Annotated in this window: 17 protein-coding genes; 12 read left to right on the forward strand and 5 right to left on the reverse strand. The window is 39.3% G+C overall.

Features of this window, described 5'->3' with window-relative positions; translation table 11 throughout:
* Nucleotides 1-10: 10 nt before the first annotated feature.
* From rplT to GO593_RS09425, 3 genes are all read left to right on the forward strand, one after another.
* Nucleotides 11-370: a 50S ribosomal protein L20 gene (gene rplT, locus GO593_RS09415; protein WP_000124858.1), complete on the forward strand. Its 360-nt coding sequence runs from the start codon at nucleotides 11-13 to the stop codon at nucleotides 368-370.
* Nucleotides 371-460: 90 nt separating this feature from the next.
* Nucleotides 461-1,018, forward strand: coding sequence for an NADAR family protein (locus GO593_RS09420; protein ID WP_000650942.1), 558 nt, complete (start codon nucleotides 461-463; stop codon nucleotides 1,016-1,018).
* A gap of 58 nt (nucleotides 1,019-1,076) precedes the next feature.
* Complete coding sequence (locus GO593_RS09425) at nucleotides 1,077-1,580, forward strand: GNAT family N-acetyltransferase (RefSeq protein WP_000771519.1); 504 nt, start codon at nucleotides 1,077-1,079, stop codon at nucleotides 1,578-1,580.
* Between the two features lie 6 nt (nucleotides 1,581-1,586).
* Here the strand turns inward: GO593_RS09425 and GO593_RS09430 are convergent, their stop codons facing one another.
* Complete coding sequence (locus GO593_RS09430) at nucleotides 1,587-2,588, reverse strand: hypothetical protein (protein WP_001207256.1); 1,002 nt, start codon at nucleotides 2,586-2,588, stop codon at nucleotides 1,587-1,589.
* A gap of 157 nt (nucleotides 2,589-2,745) precedes the next feature.
* Between GO593_RS09430 and pheS the strand changes: the two genes are divergently transcribed.
* The 3 genes from pheS to GO593_RS09445 are packed head-to-tail and all read left to right on the forward strand — an operon-like array spanning nucleotide 2,746 to nucleotide 6,434.
* Nucleotides 2,746-3,726, forward strand: coding sequence for a phenylalanine--tRNA ligase subunit alpha (pheS, locus tag GO593_RS09435; protein ID WP_000050952.1), 981 nt, complete (start codon nucleotides 2,746-2,748; stop codon nucleotides 3,724-3,726).
* 33 nt (nucleotides 3,727-3,759) lie between these two features.
* Entirely contained in the window at nucleotides 3,760-6,141 is a 2,382-nt protein-coding gene (gene pheT, locus GO593_RS09440; protein WP_000703089.1) for a phenylalanine--tRNA ligase subunit beta, read from the forward strand.
* Nucleotides 6,138-6,434, forward strand: a complete 297-nt coding sequence (locus GO593_RS09445) for an integration host factor subunit alpha (RefSeq protein ID WP_000126166.1) — start codon at nucleotides 6,138-6,140, stop codon at nucleotides 6,432-6,434. The genes pheT and GO593_RS09445 overlap by 4 nt, the downstream gene beginning before the upstream one ends.
* Before the next feature lie 170 nt (nucleotides 6,435-6,604).
* Here GO593_RS09445 and GO593_RS09450 read toward each other — a convergent pair whose 3' ends face one another.
* The gene (locus tag GO593_RS09450) at nucleotides 6,605-6,850 is read right to left on the reverse strand and encodes a hypothetical protein (protein ID WP_000897685.1); all 246 of its coding nucleotides are present in this window, start codon (nucleotides 6,848-6,850) and stop codon (nucleotides 6,605-6,607) included.
* Between the two features lie 94 nt (nucleotides 6,851-6,944).
* On the opposite strand from GO593_RS09450, the gene GO593_RS09455 reads away from it, so the two are divergent.
* Complete coding sequence (locus tag GO593_RS09455) at nucleotides 6,945-7,070, forward strand: hypothetical protein (RefSeq protein WP_002127429.1); 126 nt, start codon at nucleotides 6,945-6,947, stop codon at nucleotides 7,068-7,070.
* Between the two features lie 194 nt (nucleotides 7,071-7,264).
* Here the strand turns inward: GO593_RS09455 and rho are convergent, their stop codons facing one another.
* Nucleotides 7,265-8,533, reverse strand: coding sequence for a transcription termination factor Rho (gene rho, locus GO593_RS09460; RefSeq protein ID WP_001054522.1), 1,269 nt, complete (start codon nucleotides 8,531-8,533; stop codon nucleotides 7,265-7,267).
* Between the two features lie 321 nt (nucleotides 8,534-8,854).
* Nucleotides 8,855-9,181, reverse strand: coding sequence for a thioredoxin (trxA, locus tag GO593_RS09465; RefSeq protein WP_001276875.1), 327 nt, complete (start codon nucleotides 9,179-9,181; stop codon nucleotides 8,855-8,857).
* 279 nt (nucleotides 9,182-9,460) lie between these two features.
* Between trxA and ppx the strand changes: the two genes are divergently transcribed.
* From ppx to GO593_RS09490, 5 genes are read left to right on the forward strand one after another with little or no spacing between them, the layout of a single operon-like run.
* A complete protein-coding gene (ppx, locus tag GO593_RS09470; protein WP_001279273.1) occupies nucleotides 9,461-10,981 on the forward strand; it encodes an exopolyphosphatase in 1,521 nt (506 codons plus the stop codon).
* An 18-nt stretch (nucleotides 10,982-10,999) separates the two neighbouring features.
* A complete protein-coding gene (locus GO593_RS09475) occupies nucleotides 11,000-11,821 on the forward strand; it encodes an acetyl-CoA carboxylase carboxyltransferase subunit alpha (RefSeq protein WP_000710403.1) in 822 nt (273 codons plus the stop codon).
* Nucleotides 11,822-11,877: 56 nt separating this feature from the next.
* The gene (gene tilS / locus GO593_RS09480; protein ID WP_000377915.1) at nucleotides 11,878-13,161 is read left to right on the forward strand and encodes a tRNA lysidine(34) synthetase TilS; all 1,284 of its coding nucleotides are present in this window, start codon (nucleotides 11,878-11,880) and stop codon (nucleotides 13,159-13,161) included.
* On the forward strand, nucleotides 13,133-13,969 hold the full coding sequence (gene proC / locus GO593_RS09485; RefSeq protein WP_085916948.1) for a pyrroline-5-carboxylate reductase: 837 nt from the start codon (nucleotides 13,133-13,135) through the stop codon (nucleotides 13,967-13,969). Before tilS ends, proC begins: the two co-directional genes overlap by 29 nt.
* Nucleotides 13,970-13,990: 21 nt before the next feature.
* Nucleotides 13,991-14,560 (forward strand): YggT family protein, encoded by a 570-nt coding sequence (locus tag GO593_RS09490; RefSeq protein ID WP_000501183.1) that lies wholly within the window; start codon nucleotides 13,991-13,993, stop codon nucleotides 14,558-14,560.
* A 60-nt stretch (nucleotides 14,561-14,620) separates the two neighbouring features.
* Here the strand turns inward: GO593_RS09490 and polA are convergent, their stop codons facing one another.
* Entirely contained in the window at nucleotides 14,621-17,392 is a 2,772-nt protein-coding gene (gene polA / locus GO593_RS09495) for a DNA polymerase I (protein ID WP_001134672.1), read from the reverse strand.
* Between the last annotated feature and the right edge of the window lie 145 nt (nucleotides 17,393-17,537).

Genomic DNA, 17,537 nt, shown 5'->3' on the forward strand with positions numbered 1-17,537 from the left:
GAGATTATAAATGGCTCGTGTAAAACGTGGTGTAGTGGCTCATCGCCGTCACAAAAAAATTCTTGCTCGCGCTAAAGGTTACTACGGTGCTCGTTCACGCGTTTACCGCGTAGCGTTCCAAGCGGTAATCAAAGCTGGTCAATACGCTTACCGTGACCGTCGTCAGAAGAAACGTCAATTCCGTGCTCTATGGATTGCGCGTATCAACGCTGGTGCTCGTCAAAACGGTTTGTCTTACAGCCGTATGATCGATGGCTTGAAAAAAGCTCAAGTGATCATCGACCGTCGCGTATTAGCTGACATCGCTATGCATGATGCAGTAGCATTTGCTGCTTTAGCTGAAAAAGCTAAAGGTGCATTAGCTGCATAAGCTTAGAGATTCAAAAAAAGACCGCTTTTTAGCGGTCTTTTTTATTTTTAGTGGTTCTATTTTAAAAAAGAAAATAATCAGAGATAAATCATGAAAGACGAAAAATTTCTAAATGACTTAATTCAAAAAATACAGCAAGGTCACCAGTTCAAATATTTATATTTCTGGGGACATACTCCTAAGAAAGCTAATCTTATTGATAAAAGCTGTTTTAGCCAGTGGTTTCCCGCGCAATTTAATGTAGAAGGTATTGAATACTTTACTGCTGAGCACTATATGATGGCGCAAAAAGCAAAATTATTTAATGATAAAGAAATTTTTGCACAGATTTTGCAGGTTAAACATCCGAATGAAGCGAAGCAACTAGGCCGTAAAGTACGTAATTATGATGAACAGATATGGCGAGAAAAACGTTTTGACATAGTGGTGCAGGCGAATTTTGCTAAATTTTCACAGCATCCTGAGTTAAAAAAATTCTTATTAGCAACGAGAGAGCGTATTTTGGTTGAAGCATCTCCAGTCGATAAAATTTGGGGGGTGGGTATGGCGCAAGACCATCCACACATTCAAGATCCATCTCTATGGCAAGGACTAAATTTGTTGGGTTTTGCTTTAATACATGTTCGAGAGTTACTTTTAACTGAGTAGGTTAGTACGAGACGAATTAATGCTTCACTCTAAAAAGTAGTGACATGAGGGAAGTGAATTGAAACTATTAAATGACACAGATATTCGTATAGCATCATTTAAGGATGCATTGTCTATTGCAGAAGTACATGTACAGAGTTGGAAAGAAACCTATACAGGTATGATTAAGCAAGAAATATTGAATAAGCTTAACGTACTAGATAAACAACAGTTATGGAAAGAGATAAGTAGAAGTCCTGATCATAAGTTATTTATCTATACTGAAAATGGAGTAGTGAAAGGCTTTCTCGATGGTTATTTAAATCCGGAAAATAATATTGCTGAAATTCGTGCTTTTTATTTATTAGGAGAAATTCAAAGAAAAGGAGTAGGGCGTGCGTTATTCCAAAAGTTCTATCAATGCGCTTTAAATCAAGGTTATGCTTTTATTCGTTTAGAAGTTTTTAATAAAAATCCAAGTCGCTTCTTCTATGAAAAAATGGGAGCCAAATTAACTGGTGAAGCCGAACTACCAGAGTTCGGCCTCGGAATAACAGAACTATTTTATGAATGGGAACTTTAATCTTGATTAAAGACCAAAATAATAAGCTAAGGCACAAATAATTATTGTCAGAACAATAAGCTTGATTACACCTGTTCCTCCAGCCTTATGATGAGGTGCTTTTAAATGAGCTGCGGACTCATTCGTTGCATCAAAAGGAGAAGGTTTCTCAACAGGTTTTAATTGAGCTGTTTGATAGTGATTTGCTGCTTTCACAATAAGTTTTGCAAATAGGTCGTCAGTTTTGTGGGTAAAGTTTCTTAAGTTAATAATTTGTTCTTGGTCTAAGTCTTCCCCTAAAGGATCATTTGCGGTGCGTTTTTTCTGCTCTAAATAATCTGATAAGGCCTGAGTGCGGTAGAGGAGTTGATGTGCACAATCTGCTGGGTAGCTTTCAGGAATAAGAGCAAGAGTTGGTTGATGCTCTACCGAAATTTGATGTGTTGACCCATCAAAATATTTTTTCTGAAATTCTGGTTCTTCAAAACCTGCTGCATACTTACTTCGAAATAACTCAGTTTCCATAAAGTCTGAAATTTCGTCCCATTGAGGTGCTTTTAAGTCAGCTTCAACTTTCTTAGATAATTTTTCATTCAATTCAAAACGCCAGAAAGTCTCCAAGCGTAAATCGCTGCGTTGAGTCAGAGGCGGCTCAAACTCGTTATCGCTGCTGTACCATTCGGCAAGCTCATGTCCAAAAATCCATGCGATTTTCTTATTGTTTTGATGACTTACAATAAAATGAGCATAAGGTAAAAGTTCGACATTACTATTCGGGTTTTGCTCTTCATTTAAAATAGTAGATAGGTGAAGAGAGATTTGAGTCGTCCCTTGTTTTTTGAGTGCTTCTAACCAAACTTGGAAATGTTGAGCAAGTAAATGTTGTGAAATTAAGTCACGAAATTGAAAACTATGCTGGTCAAAAATATGATGTTGTCGCCATTGGCTAAAACTTAAATTCTGACGTAGGTATTCGTTACCATAGGTCACAAGTGTAAGTTGTTGTTTCCAAATCTGATTAAGCGCCATAATAATTGATCTCATTGACGATGCTATTATTTTATACGTTTTATCTTTTTGTTGCCTAATACATTTTTCATGATGGATAAACTTCATCAATACGGTGAAAAACTGTTAGAATGCAGTGTTTTATTATATTTTTAAATTTGTTGCTTTGAGAGTTACTATGTCACTGGAAGCCCTGACCACAGAAGCGCTTGCTGCCATTGCAGCAGCTCAAGACCTTGTTGCACTTGATCAGGTGCGTGTGCAATTTACAGGGAAAAAAAGCCAGCTTGCAGAACAATCGAAAGCATTAGGGAAAATGGACCCTGAAGAACGTAAAGTACAAGGTGCTGCGATTCATGCTGTTCGAGAAACAATTAATAACGCTTTAACTGAACGTCAAACAGCATTACAACAAGCTGCACTGGCGCAAAAATTAGCAAGTGAAACCATTGATATTACTTTGCCAGGCCGTGGACAGCGCATTGGTACAGTTCATCCTGTTACTCAAGTGCAAGAACGTATTTGCCAGTTCTTTACTAAAGCTGGCTTTACGGTTGCTACAGGACCAGAAGTTGAAGATGACTATCATAACTTCGAAGCATTAAATATTCCTGGGCACCATCCTGCACGTGCTATGCATGATACTTTCTATTTCGATGCAAACCATTTGTTGCGTACGCATACTTCTGGTGTGCAAATTCGTACCATGGAAACAAGCCAGCCGCCAATTCGTATTGTATGTCCAGGCCGTGTATACCGCTGCGACTCAGACCAAACGCATTCGCCAATGTTCCATCAAATTGAAGGTTTGTACGTTGCTGAGAACACCAGCTTTGCTGAATTAAAAGGTTTATTGATTAACCTACTGAATGAATTTTTTGAGAAAGATTTAAAAGTACGTTTCCGTCCATCATATTTCCCATTCACAGAGCCTAGTGCGGAAGTGGATATCATGGATGAGCGTGGACGTTGGTTAGAAGTATTAGGCTGTGGCATGGTACATCCAAATGTATTGCGTGCTGCGGGGATTGATCCTGATAAATACAAAGGCTTCGCTTTTGGTTTAGGGGTAGAACGTTTTGCAATGTTGCGTTATGGCATTAATGACTTGCGTATGTTCTATCAAAATGATGTGCGTTTCTTACGCCAATTTGCCTAACATTTTTTCAGGATTAAATAAGGTTTTATAAAGATGAAGATTAGCGAAAATTGGTTACGCACATGGGTTAATCCAGCAATTGATAGTGATACATTATCTGATCAGTTGACTATGCTTGGTCTTGAAGTAGATGAGCTGGCATCTGTTGCTAAGCCATTTACTGGCGTTGTAGTTGGTGAAGTTCTAACAGTTGAACAGCACCCTGATGCAGACCGTCTGCGTGTAACAACAGTGAATATTGGTTCAGGTGAGCCTTTACAAATTGTATGTGGTGCTCCTAACGTTCGTGCTGGAATGAAAGCACCTGTGGCAACTATTGGTGCAGTATTACCGGGTGATTTTAAAATCAAAAAAGGTAAGCTTCGTGGTGTCGAGTCACAAGGTATGTTGTGCGGTGCTTCTGAAATTGACCTTGAAGATAAAATCGATGGTTTACTTGAGCTACCTGCCGATGCTCCAGTAGGGGTAAACATCCGTGAGTACTTAAAACTTGATGATAATGTCATCGATATTAGTATTACACCAAACCGTGGTGACTGCTTTAGTATTCGTGGTATCGCACGTGAAGTTGCAGTGATTAACCAACTGCAAATGAATGAGCCTGAAATTAAATCGGTTGATGCGACAATCACTGATGAGAAAAAAGTAGTCATCAACACTGATGGTGCTCCACGCTACTTAGGTCGTGTCATTAAAAATGTAAATGTTAAAGCTGCTACTCCTGAATGGATGGAACAAGCTTTAGCACGTTCAGGAATTCGTACTCATAGTATTTTAGTTGATGTAACGAATTACGTCCTCATGGAATTGGGTCAGCCAATGCATGCTTTCGATTTAGCTAAAATCGAAGGGACTGTACATGTTCGCCAAGCTAAGCCGCAAGAAAAGTTACAGCTTTTGAATGATCAAGAAGTTGAGTTGCAAGAAGATGTGATGGTTATTGCGGATGACCAAAAAGCACTAGCAATCGCTGGTATCATGGGTGGTCTAGCATCAAGCGTAACTGATGATACGACTGATATCTTCTTGGAAAGCGCATTTTTTGCTCCGCTTGCGATTGCTGGACGTGCTCGTCGCTTTGGTTTACATACAGATTCTTCACAACGTTATGAACGCGGTGTAGATTTTGAATTGCCAGTAATTGCGATGAACCGTGCTTCTCAGCTTATTCAAGAGTTGGCGGGTGGTGAGTTCGGTCCAATTACTGTAGCTGAAAAATCTGATTTACTTCCGAAACGTGAAGCGATTGAACTTAAGCAAGCTCAAGTAGACCAGTTGTTGGGTTACAAAGTAGCGGCAGAGTTCATTACAGATGCATTAACTCGATTAGGTTGTGAAGTCACTGTTCAAGCGAATGGTGAATGGAGCGTAGTTCCACCATCACATCGCTACGATATGGCAATTTATCAAGATTTGATTGAAGAAGTTGCACGTATTGATGGTTATGACAATATTCAGATCAGCTTACCAAGTATGGATGTTCAACTTGCTAAGTACCAAGATCGTTTTGAAATCGCGCAGTTACGTCAAACGGTAGCCACTTTAGGGTATCAAGAAGCGATTAGCTTTAGCTTTGCTGATGCAAAACTTGAAAAGCAATTGAACCCGCAAGTAAGTCCGTTAATGTTGGCAAATCCAATCTCTAGTGATTTGGCTGCAATGCGCAGCACATTGCTTTCGAGTTTAATCCCTTGTGTACAATATAATTTAAACCGTCAGCAAAGCCGTGTACGTTTCTTTGAACTAGGTTTGCGTTTTGATTATCAAAATGCTAATTCTATTCAGGATCTGAAGCAAATTCCTACATTGGCTTTAGTTGCCGTAGGTTCTCGTGAACCTGAATCATGGCATGCTAAGCCACAGCCAATGGATTTCTTCGATTTTAAAGGTGAAGTAGAAGAGATTTTAGCTGCTGGACGTGTCAAAGTTGAGTATGTACGTTCAGAGCGTCCATGGTTGCATCCAGGGCAATCTGCTGAAATCTTAGTTGATGGCCAATCAATTGGTTACCTAGGCCGCTTGCATCCATCTTTAGAAAACGAACTAGATTTGAGCACAACTTGGGTTGCCGAGCTTGACCAGGCTGCTGTTTTGCAATCTTATGTATCTAATTTTACAGAATTATCACGTTTTCCTTCGGTTAGACGTGATATTGCGCTTTTAATCTCTGATAATATAAATGTTAGAGATATTCAGCAGTTAATCGAAAAAACTGGTGGAGAGCTTTTAGACTCTACTTGGTTATTCGATGTGTATACGGGGCAGGGTGTCGAAGAAGGTAAACGCTCATTAGCGTTTGCATTATTATGGCAACATCCTTCACGTACGCTTGAAGATGCTGAAATTAAATCTGGTATGGACAATATAATCCAAGTGTTGGAAAACACTTATCAAGCGACATTGAGGGCCTCATGACAGCATTAACTAAAGCAGACATGGCTGATCATTTAAGTGAGTTAACCAGCTTAAATCGCCGTGAAGCAAAACAAATGGTCGAGTTGTTCTTTGACGAAATTAGCCAAGCGCTTATTGCGGGCGAGCAGGTTAAGCTTTCTGGTTTCGGTAATTTCGAGCTTAGAGATAAACGCGAGCGTCCAGGACGTAATCCGAAGACTGGCGAAGAAATTCCGATTTCTGCACGCCGTGTAGTTACCTTCAGAGCGGGTCAGAAATTTAGACAACGCGTTGGAAATGAGCAGATCGATTGATCTGCTTTTTTTATTTATAATTTTAAATAAACCTAGAATAAATTTTTCTTAATATTAGAAAAGTATGCTTAGCCATTAATACATTAAAGCTATTTGATGTGTAAACATAAAATTTAGGTATAAAAAAAGAGGACAAAATGTCCTCTTTTTTAGCTAATCTAGAGTGTAGATTAGTGTGCAGCAGAAGCAGCAACGTCAGAAGCAGCAGCAGCAACGTCAGAAGCAGCAGCAGCAGTTTCAGAAGCAGCAGCGTCAACAGCTACAGCAGCTTCAGAAGCAGCAGCAGTAGCTTCAGAAGCAGCAGCTACAGCTTCAGATGCAGCACCAGCAGCTGGAGCTTCTTCTTTCTTAGAACAACCAACGAAAGCTAAAGTAGCAGCAACAGCAGCAGCAACAGCGAATTTTTTGAATAACATGGCATCACTCTCACAAAAAAGATTTGAGATTAAAAAAACCTAAGTTGGACTGTTTTGCTTTTATTATTCCTAAAACGTAGCTAGGTAACAACGCATGGAGCAGTCTAACTGGTCTGCCGCTATGCTATCACTGCAAATGTTGAAATACTACTGTTGGCTGTCAAAAAAGATCGGGAAAAGAGTGAAAAAAGCCTGTTTTTTAACAGAAAAAAACAATTAATCAGCTGAGATATATTGGAAAAGGTATAAGTAAGCTACTAAAAAACATGGCTTTTTTATATTAAAAATATTTGTTTTCAAAAACTTATAAATAATTTTACATAAAAATCAGCAAAATGTATTTTTGTGTAAAGCTTGTCAACCAAATAAAAAAGGCCACTCAATAGAGCGGCCTTTTTAGAATAAATAATATGTTTATGTTGAAGCTTTACGTTTCATCTGATCAAAGAAATCATCATTTGTTTTGGTTTCTTTCATACGATCAAGTAAGAACTCCATAGCCGCCAACTCATCCATAGGGTGAAGAAGTTTGCGGAGAATCCAAACTTTACGTAATTTATCTTCATCCATTAAACGTTCTTCACGACGTGTGCCAGATTTCTTAATATTCATGGCAGGGAAGACGCGTTTTTCAGCAATACGGCGATCAAGTGTAATTTCTTGGTTACCTGTACCTTTAAACTCTTCGTAAATGACATCATCCATTTTACTGCCAGTCTCAATAAGAGCAGTAGAGATGATTGTTAAAGAACCGCCTTCTTCGATATTACGAGCAGCACCGAAGAAACGTTTTGGACGTTCTAAAGCATGTGCATCCACACCACCAGTTAATACTTTACCTGATGAAGGAATTACTGTGTTGTATGCACGGGCTAAACGTGTAATGGAGTCAAGTAAAATCACAACGTCTTTTTTGTGCTCAACAAGACGTTTTGCTTTTTCAATGACCATTTCTGCAACTTGTACGTGACGTGCTGGTGCTTCATCAAATGTTGAAGCAACGACTTCACCGCGTACGGTACGCTCCATCTCAGTTACTTCTTCTGGGCGCTCATCAATTAATAAAACAATAAGGAAAACTTCCGGATTGTTTCTCACAATAGATTGAGCAATGTTTTGAAGTAACATTGTTTTACCCGCTTTTGGCGGAGCGACAATAATAGAACGTTGACCTTTACCGATTGGTGCAACTAAATCGACTACACGCGCGGTCAAGTCTTCTGTTGTACCATTACCAAGTTCCATAACCAGTTGTTCGGTCGGGAAAAGTGGAGTTAAGTTTTCAAATAAGATTTTATTACGAGAATTTTCTGGCGTGTCATAGTTAATTTGATTAACTTTGAGCAAAGCAAAATAACGCTCACCTTCTTTTGGTGGACGAATGGTACCTGTGATGGTGTCACCTGTACGCAAGTTAAAGCGTCGGATTTGTGAAGGACTCACATAAATATCATCCGGACCAGCTAAATACGAACCTGCGGCAGAGCGCAAAAAACCAAAACCATCAGAGAGAATTTCAAGAACGCCGTCACCAAAAATTTCTTCGCCATTCATCGCATGGCGTTTCAAGATGGCAAAGATAATATCTTGCTTTCGGTTACGAGCCATACCTTCAAGGCCCATAAATTCAGCAATTTTAATTAGTTCGCCGATTGGTTTTTTCTTGAGTTCAGTTAAGTTCATAAGGGTCAGAATTAGGAAAGAGTAGAGTGTGGTTTAAAAAGAAGAAAAATCGCTCGCATACAAAAAAGAGTATCGCAATTGTATTTACACAATAACAATTCAGAAGTCTGATTAACTGTTTCGAAGAGAAATGTGAAAAAACAATTTCTGTTGCCGAGTGGCGATCTTTATGTTTGTGTCTTGTAAGAAGCCGGACAGAAGACGATTCCCTTCAGTGCCTCTTGAGCATGCAATATAAGTGAGATCAGCTAATTTGTCAATTTATAGCCGAAAAAAATACGCTATAAAGGTATAGCGTATTTTCATCTGTAACGTTACGTCTTAAACGTTTTCGTCAATGAAGCTAACGAGTTTAGAACGAGGCACAGCGCCGATTTGCTGAGCTACTACTTCACCATTTTTGAAAAGTAATAGAGCAGGAATATTACGGATATTGTATTTCACTGCCGTCTCTTCACAAGAAGTCACGTCAACTTTAACGATTTTTACTTTACCCGCATATTCACTTGATAAATCTTCAAGAACAGGTGCGATGGCTTTACAAGGTGCACACCAACCTGCCCAAAAGTCAACAAGTACAGGTGTTTCAGCATCTAGAACATCTGCTTGGAAGTTATCATCAGTTGTATTTACAATAGTCGCAGACATGGTACGGCTCCAATTTTTAGAAAAAAGTGCTATCACTATAGGAGGAGATAATCTCTATCAGTATTACATAGCTACTTAGTTCAATGTAAGGGTTTGATGCTATTATTCAAGGCTTAAGTAAATTTGTCTAATGGATGCTCACGATATTCATCATCGGCTTGTACAATCGTTTAACAAATAGAAAAATATCAAAGGCTATTAATTGTTGATGAAAATGGCTTTTCAATTGCATTCTTGTGAATTACTCTAGGCGTGAATTGTTATGGGTTTAGTTCAATAATGTCTGACTTTCTGATTGATGAAGAATTACTTGCTGCCATAGATATGGGGTCGAACAGTTTTCACCTTGCCATTGCACGGGTAGATCACGGTGAAGTTAAAAAAGTGGCTTCAATGTCAGAAAAAGTACAGCTTGCAGCTGGTCTTGATGAAAATAAAAACTTAACAGAAGCAGCACAGCAACGTGGTTTAGCCTGTTTGGCTCGTTTTGTTGGGCGTTTAGGCTCAGTTCAACCTAATCGTTTAAGAATTGTGGCGACGAACGCTTTGCGTCAGGCTAAAAATGGCCATGAGTTCATTCAAAAAGCTGCTGAAATTTTACCCAAACCTATTGAGATTATTGCAGGCCGTGAAGAAGCACGCCTGATTTATCTTGGTGTATCACATACGATGGCCAATGGTGGACGCCGCTTAGTGGTTGACATTGGTGGTGGATCTACCGAGTTTATTATTGGCGAAGAATTTGAGCCAATTTATACTGAATCATTACAAATGGGTTGTGTAGCCTATACAAAAGCCTATTTTGCCGATGGTGAAATCACACAAAAAGCATTTGATAAAGCAGTTGTTGCTGCGCGTAAAGAGCTTTCAGCAATCGCCACCACTTATAAGATGGAAGGGTGGGATACTGTTGTAGGTTCAAGTGGGACCATTAAAGCTTGCCGCCAGATTATGGTGAATATGGGGCTAAGTGACGAGCAAGAAAATGTCACACGTGAAGGTCTCCATAAACTTAAAGATAAGTTACTCAAGTTCAAAAATATTTCTGAAATTGATTTTGAAGGACTTCGAGAAGACCGACGAGCAGTTTTGCCAGCCGGATTGGCAATTTTGTACGCTGTTTTTGAAGTTTTAGAAATTGAACGTTTGGCATATTCTGATGGTGCATTACGTGAAGGAGTCATGTATGACCTGTTAGGCCGTTTTAAGCATGAGGATATCCGCGACCGTAGTGTACAAGCGTTAATGGGACGTTATAACGCCGATCCGAAACAGGCAGAACGAGTTGTAAATACGGCTCAACACTTATTTGACAGTGTCGCTAAACCGCTTAATTTAACGAGTGAAGACAGTGACTTACTGCGTCGTGCAGCATATTTGCATGAAATTGGTTTAGCGATTAGTCATGGTGGCTATCATCGTCATGGTGCTTATTTATTGCAACATTCCGATATTCCTGGTTTCTCACAAATTGACCAAAATCATCTTTCACATTTGGTTGCTCATCACCGCCGTAAATTGCGAAATGATGTAAAAAATGAAGTTTTAAAGGCTGGTGGTCATAAATTAGTTTATTTAAGTTTGTTACTTCGCCTAGCAGTTTTACTCAACCATAGCCGCAGTGATCAGATGCTTCCTGCCATTGAATTGACCATCATAAATGATCAACAATGGCAACTTAGTGTTTCTGGTGATGCCAAACAATGGCCATTGTTAGTTGCCGACTTGCATGATGAGCAAGAGCAGTTTAAGCATTGGGACATTGAATTGAATATTCAGTCGGAAAAATTTATCGATTAAAGGGATAATATTCGACCTATGAAAAAAGCTACTCAGTCCAAAGCGTGGACAACGGTTCAAATTGCACGTCATCCTGAACGTCCGCAGTTTCTAGATTATGTCGGTGAAATCTTTACAGAGTTTGATGCATTGCATGGTGATCGTTTGTTTGGTGACGATGGTGCGATGGTAGGTGGTCTTGCTCGTTTTGACGGTCAACCTGTGATGGTCATTGGACAACACCGTGGTCGTAGTACCCGTGAAAAATTAAAGCACAACTTTGGTATGTGTAACCCAGAAGGTTACCGTAAATCTCAGCGCCTTTTAGATATGGCTGAGCGTTTCAATCTACCAGTTTTCACCTTTATTGATACTATGGGTGCATATCCGGGTGTTGGTGCTGAAGAACGTGGTCAGGCAGAAGCAATTGCGACTAGCCTTGCTCAACTTTCAAGTCTGAAAGTACCTGTAATCGCAACAGTACTTGGTGAAGGCGGTTCTGGTGGTGCTTTAGGTATTGGTGTTGCTGACAGAGTGATTATGTTGTCACATAGTATTTATTCTGTGATTTCGCCTGAAGGCTGTGCATCTATTTTGTGGAAAACTGCTGAGAAAGCAGCTCAAGCGAGTGAAGCTTTAGGTTTAACAGCAGATAAACTACAATCGCTAGGTATTGTTGAATATGTAGTAGATGAAGGTGAAGGTGCGCATTTAGATCCTGAGCGTGTGATGCAAAACTTAAAAGTAGTTTTAAAGCAGGCTTTGGATGAATTGCTACCAATGGATGCAAATGAACGATGCGAAGCACGTTATCAACGTTTAATGAAGTTTGGCAGCGAAAATTTAGGCATGGCGTCTTAAAGCAAGCTCAAGAGTTCTCTGAAAAAAGTTCTTTTCTTATTGGATGTAGTGGTGGCATGGATTCAATGCTACTGCTACATTTAATGGCTCAAATTTTCCCTCAAAAGATCCGAGCAATTTATATTGATCATCAACTGCAAGATCAAAGTGCAGAGTGGGCGGAAGTGGTTGCCACACAGGCAACAATATTAAATATTCCTTATATTATTCAAAAAGTTCAGATCGCAAACGGCAATCTGGAAGCACAAGCACGTCAAGCGCGTTATCAAGCATATCAGCAACATTTACAAGAAAATGAAATTCTGTTGCTTGCTCATCATCAACAAGATCAGGCAGAAACAGTTATTTTGCGATTATTGTCAGGTGCGGGAGTAGATGGACTTGCTGCGATGCAGGCTATTGATTACCGTAAAGATATGACAATTTGGCGCCCCTTTTTGGATTTAACACGTGAGCAAATCGCCTTATGGACTGCTCAGCTTGAAGTTAAATATATTGACGATCCAATGAACTATGACAACCATTACGATAGGGTGTGGTGTCGTGAAGCACTGTGGCCATTTTTAACAAGCCGTTTTCCAAAAATGCAGCAAGCTTTGAGCCGAACCAGTTATCTGATGCAAGATGCTTCTGAAATTTTAGAAGAAGTTCTTAAAGATGATTGGCAATATTCTGGTTCAGCTGACTATTTAGATTTAACGAAATTATCCGAGTTATCTTTTGCGCGGCAGCGCCAGTTACTTTCTGCGTGGATGAAAGGCCAAGGGCAATATCGACCTGCATTTGAAATGGTCGAACGGCTAAGAGCAGAAGTTATTGAGTCTAAGTCAGATGCTCAAGCCGCTTTACATTGGAACCAGTTTTACTATGTCCGTTATCAAAATATACTCTATAGGTTGAGTAAACAGATTTATTTCGCTGAAACTTTAAATCCGGTTGATGCTGAACTAGAGCATTCATTTAAATTAGAAGAAAGATGGCAGGGCGCAGCTGGACTATTCCATGTTGAGTGTAAAAAAATTGGTTTAAGTCATTCTTTATTGAATAAAAAATTAAAAATCATTCGACGTCAAGGTGGGGAAAAGATTCACCTATATGGTCGTGTTGGGCAATGGCCTTTAAAAAAAGCAATTCAAGAAGCACATATTTTGCCTTGGCTTCGTCATACAATTCAAATATTAGTCTTAGATAATGTTATGCTTGGGGTTTTTACACCGAAAGGATTTTGGTTGGCTCAGTCTCCATATTGTGAGGAAGGAGGGTGGCAACCAGATTTAATTTCTCATTCTTGTAATCTGGTAAATGGCGAATATAGTTATGGCAACAGCAGTGAATTGTAATATCTGTTTTATTGGTGGTGGTAATATGGCCCAAGCATTAATTGGCGGGCTCATTTCAAGAGGGTTACCACCAACACGTATTACCGTTTCAGATCCTGTCGAACAAATTCGTCAACTATTGCAAGAAAAAGAAGTTCATGTAACTCAAGATAATACGGCTGCTATCCAGAATGCCGATGTAGTTGTTCTTGCTGTAAAACCACAAGTTCTGGCAAATGTTCTACGTCCGTTAAAAGGTTTATTATCGGATAAATTAGTTATTTCAATTATTGCCGGTGCGGAAATTAAGACAATATCAAATCTGATTGATAGCGAACGTATTGTGCGAGTTATGCCAAATACACCTGCATTAGTTCAAACTGGTGCTCATGGTATTTACGCGACTGATGTGGTTGGTGCCTCGGACCGTGAATTAACGAGTCAGATTTTAGCAGCAACTGGTTTAACAATTTGGGTAAACTCCGAAGCTCAAATTGATGCCGTAACGGCGGTTTCAGGTTCAGGTCCAGCTTATTTCTTCTACCTCATGGAAAGTATGATTCGTGCAGGTAAAAATTTAGGCTTGGATGAAAAAGTTGCAACTGCTTTAACTCTTCAAACAGCATTAGGTGCAGCTCAAATGGCAATTACGAGTTCAAATACTCCGTCTGAGCTGCGTAAAAATGTGACCTCACCGAATGGTACAACCCAAGCTGCACTTGAAGTTTTTGATCGTGCACAAATCTCTCAAAATATTCAATCTGCATTAGCTGCTGCACAGAAACGTAGCCAAGAATTGGCTCAAGAACTGAGTGACAGTGCAAAATAGCTTTAATAGGATAAGACAACTATGGGTGCAAATTCTGCGCTAATTTTTGGAATTTTAATTAACGTCGCGATTTTATTGGTCTTTTTCCGTTTTTTAATGCAATTGGCGGCAGTAAGTCCTTATAATCCTGTGGTTTTATCGACAGTAAAGGCGACTAAGATTGTTGATATTTTTGGCCGAATTTTTCCAACGGTCGCAAAAGGCCGATTCAATCTGGCAGCGTTGGTTCTTTTAATTATTTTATATTTACTGAAAATTTTCGGTGTAATGTATCTTTCGGGTTCCATGCCAAATAGTCCGGTTCATTTAGTGATTTTGACTTTTGTGACCATGATTCAGGATTTGATTCGTTTCTGCCGTTACTTAATTTTTGCAACAATCATTTTGAGTTGGGTCGTTATGTTTACTCAATCTCGTTCACCTTATATTGAGGTGATTCAAGATTTAGCTGAACCGTTACTCGCCCCATTCCGTCGTTTATTACCTAATATGGGGATGATTGACTTATCTCCAATTCTGGCATTTTTGGCACTCTATATTGCCGAGATCTTAATGAATGAAGTCGCTAAAGTTTTATTAACTGGACTTTAATTTTGTAAGATTAAAAAAAGGGCTGTATTACAGCCCTTTTTTTATTGGTTTATCGATAAATTAATGGGCATCATCCCAGTTTTTACCTTGGCCTACTTCTACGACTAACGGTACAGAAATTTCCAGAACAGACTGCATGACATCCGCAATTTGTTTTGAAAGTTCATCTGCAATGTTTGAATCAACTTCAAACACCAATTCATCGTGAACTTGAAGTAATAGTTTTGCTTGATCTTTTGGCAGGATTTTATCTACTTCAATCATTGCTAACTTAATAATATCAGCAGCACTACCTTGTAAAGGTGCATTAATTGCAGCACGTTCAGCAGCTTTACGTACCATCACATTTCGGGCGTCAATATCCGGTGTATACAGACGGCGACCTAAAATAGTTTCAACAAACCCTTGTTCCGATGCTACTTGGCGAGTACGTTGCATGTATTCGTAAATGCCAGGATAGCGTTGGAAGTATTGTTTGATATAGTTTTGCGATTCTTCACGAGTAAAGCCAAGTTGACGAATTAAACCAAACTCGGACATGCCGTAAAGTAGACCGAAATTCACAGCTTTAGCCTGACGGCGCTGATCATTGGTCACATCTTCAATTGCAATACCTAACACTTCTGCCGCTGTTCTACGGTGTACATCTTGACCATGTTGGAATGCATGAACTAGGGCATCATCTTGAGAAAAATGAGCCATTAAACGAAGTTCAATTTGCGAGTAATCGGCTGCTAACAAAACTCGTCCTTCCGGTGCAATAAATGCTTTACGGATTTGACGGCCAATCTGTCTACGAATTGGAATGTTTTGTAAGTTAGGGTCAGAAGAGGATAGGCGACCTGTTGCCGTTAGTGCTTGATGATAGCTGGTATGTACACGATGGGTGTCATTATGCGACTGCTCAATTAAACGGTCAGTATAGGTGCTCTTTAATTTTGCTAATCCACGGTGTTCTAAAATAATTTCCGTTAAAGGATGCTCAATTTTTTCAAGAACACTTTCACTGGTGCTGTATTGTCCAGTTGCAGTTTTTTTACCACCTTTAATGCCTAACTTATCAAATAGAATTTCACCTACTTGTTTAGGCGAAGCAATATTAAAAGTTTCACCTGCAATTTCCATGGCCTGATTTTCAAGGTCTTCCATAGTTTTCGCAAATTCAACACTTAATTTATCTAAGAAAGCATGATCTAAACGAATTCCATCTTCTTCCATACCCGATAAAATTCGGGCAACTGGCATCTCGATGTTATATAAAATATTTTCCAATTCAGGATGTGCTTTAAGTTTATTTGAAAGTACTTCATATAAACGATAAGTCACATGTGCATCTTCTGCTGCATAATGTGCTGCAACTTCAATCTCAATTTGATTAAAAGTCTTCTGTTTTGCACCTTTGCCAGCAATTTGCTCAAAAGTAGTGGTCAAATGGCTTAGGTAAACACGAGCAACATCATCCATGCCATGACGAGTAGCTGCTGCATTCAGTACATAAGATGCCAGCATGCTATCGAAATACCAACCTTTAAGTTCAATACCGTGATTAGCAAAAATGTGCGCATCATATTTAAGATGATGACCGATTTTTTTAACTGCTTCATTTTCAAGTACAGGTTTGATTTGCGCTAAAACTTGTTCACGGTTCAGTTGTTGTGGCGCATTTTCGTAATTATGTGCTAAAGGAATATAGTAGGCATCTTTCGCATCAAATGCGATTGAAAAACCAACCATCTCGGCAATACGGTAATCAAGACTTGTGGTTTCTGTATCAATAGCAAAATGATCGGCATTCTGCATGCGTTGCCAGAGCTGATCCCATGCTTCTTGTGTTAAAACAGTGTGATAGTTTGCAGTTCCAAGCTGGTCATCTTGACTAGTCAAGCTTGCTTGATCTTCTGTTTCAATTGTTTGAGCAGGTTTCACTTCATTTTGGACAATAGTTTGTGAAGCTTGCTGCTTATAGCTTGAGTTATTTGGATTGTTTGGATGATCGAGAGACTGTAACTGGTTTCTAAACTCAAGCTCCGTATAGAGATTGCGTAAGGCATCTACATTTGGATCAGTAAGTTTTAATTCATGCCAGTCGAGTTCTAAAGGAAGATCACAGACAATGCTTGCCAACTGGTGATCAAGCTTAATATTGTCTAAATTATCTTTAATATTTTGGCTCAGTTTGCCTTTAAGTTGGTCTACATTGGCAATGATATTATCCAATGTCCCATATTCAGTCAGTAATTTGGCAGCCGTCTTTGCGCCTACGCCAGGTACACCCATAATGCCGTCAGATGCATCACCCATAAGGGTTAAGTAATCGATAATCTGGTTTGGCCAAACACCAAATTTTTCAAATACGCTCTCGGTGTCTAGTACTCGATCTTTAAAGCTATCTTCAAGTTTTACATAGTCATTAACCAGCTGGGCCATGTCTTTATCTCCGGTTGAGATAAGCACATGATGACCTTCTTTTACGGCGCGTTTAGCGAGAGTCCCGATAATGTCATCGGCTTCTGCACCCGGAAGGCTATATAAAGGAATACCTTGAGCTTTAATCAATGCATGCAAATATGGAATCTGTTGAGATAACTCTTCCGGCATAGTTGGGCGATCACCTTTATAAATAGGTGAAAGCTTATGACGGAAAGTTGGTTCAGGTGTATCAAAAATAACGGCCATATGTGTCGGTTGCATACGACGCATCAATTTTTGAATGGCAGAAATTGCTCCACGTATTGCATTGGTATGTAACCCTGTAGAGGTCGTCAATGGTGGTAATGCATGATATGCACGAAATAAAAAATAGGACCCATCAACCAAGACAAATGGTGGCATTGAACAATTCCTTAAACTGAATTATGGGTATTTTACGTGAAAACGGCTATGAATGCAGGTTTATGATTTTTGCAGTATTTTGTATGTATAAATATACGCATGTATTGGCTTGAAGTAAGATGGCCTGTAATGAAGGTGTCATATT

Origin of the sequence: Acinetobacter baumannii, assembly GCF_009759685.1 — a bacterium.
Taxonomy (GTDB): Bacteria; Pseudomonadota; Gammaproteobacteria; order Pseudomonadales; family Moraxellaceae; genus Acinetobacter; species Acinetobacter baumannii.

Bases quoted from the DNA above. Each gene is read 5' to 3' on its own strand.
- pheS (WP_000050952.1), top strand. From the start codon at position 2,746: ATGTCACTGGAAGCCCTGACCACAGAAGCGCTTGCTGCCATTGCAGCA.
- GO593_RS09450 (WP_000897685.1), bottom strand. From the start codon at position 6,850: ATGTTATTCAAAAAATTCGCTGTTGCTGCTGCTGTTGCTGCTACTTTA.
- GO593_RS09490 (WP_000501183.1), top strand. From the start codon at position 13,991: ATGGGTGCAAATTCTGCGCTAATTTTTGGAATTTTAATTAACGTCGCG.
- ppx (WP_001279273.1), top strand. From the start codon at position 9,461: ATGTCTGACTTTCTGATTGATGAAGAATTACTTGCTGCCATAGATATG.
- tilS (WP_000377915.1), top strand. From the start codon at position 11,878: ATGGATTCAATGCTACTGCTACATTTAATGGCTCAAATTTTCCCTCAA.
- GO593_RS09475 (WP_000710403.1), top strand. From the start codon at position 11,000: ATGAAAAAAGCTACTCAGTCCAAAGCGTGGACAACGGTTCAAATTGCA.
- trxA (WP_001276875.1), bottom strand. From the start codon at position 9,181: ATGTCTGCGACTATTGTAAATACAACTGATGATAACTTCCAAGCAGAT.
- GO593_RS09455 (WP_002127429.1), top strand. From the start codon at position 6,945: ATGGAGCAGTCTAACTGGTCTGCCGCTATGCTATCACTGCAAATGTTG.
- GO593_RS09445 (WP_000126166.1), top strand. From the start codon at position 6,138: ATGACAGCATTAACTAAAGCAGACATGGCTGATCATTTAAGTGAGTTA.
- GO593_RS09420 (WP_000650942.1), top strand. From the start codon at position 461: ATGAAAGACGAAAAATTTCTAAATGACTTAATTCAAAAAATACAGCAA.
- rho (WP_001054522.1), bottom strand. From the start codon at position 8,533: ATGAACTTAACTGAACTCAAGAAAAAACCAATCGGCGAACTAATTAAA.
- polA (WP_001134672.1), bottom strand. From the start codon at position 17,392: ATGCCACCATTTGTCTTGGTTGATGGGTCCTATTTTTTATTTCGTGCA.
- pheT (WP_000703089.1), top strand. From the start codon at position 3,760: ATGAAGATTAGCGAAAATTGGTTACGCACATGGGTTAATCCAGCAATT.
- rplT (WP_000124858.1), top strand. From the start codon at position 11: ATGGCTCGTGTAAAACGTGGTGTAGTGGCTCATCGCCGTCACAAAAAA.
- GO593_RS09430 (WP_001207256.1), bottom strand. From the start codon at position 2,588: ATGGCGCTTAATCAGATTTGGAAACAACAACTTACACTTGTGACCTAT.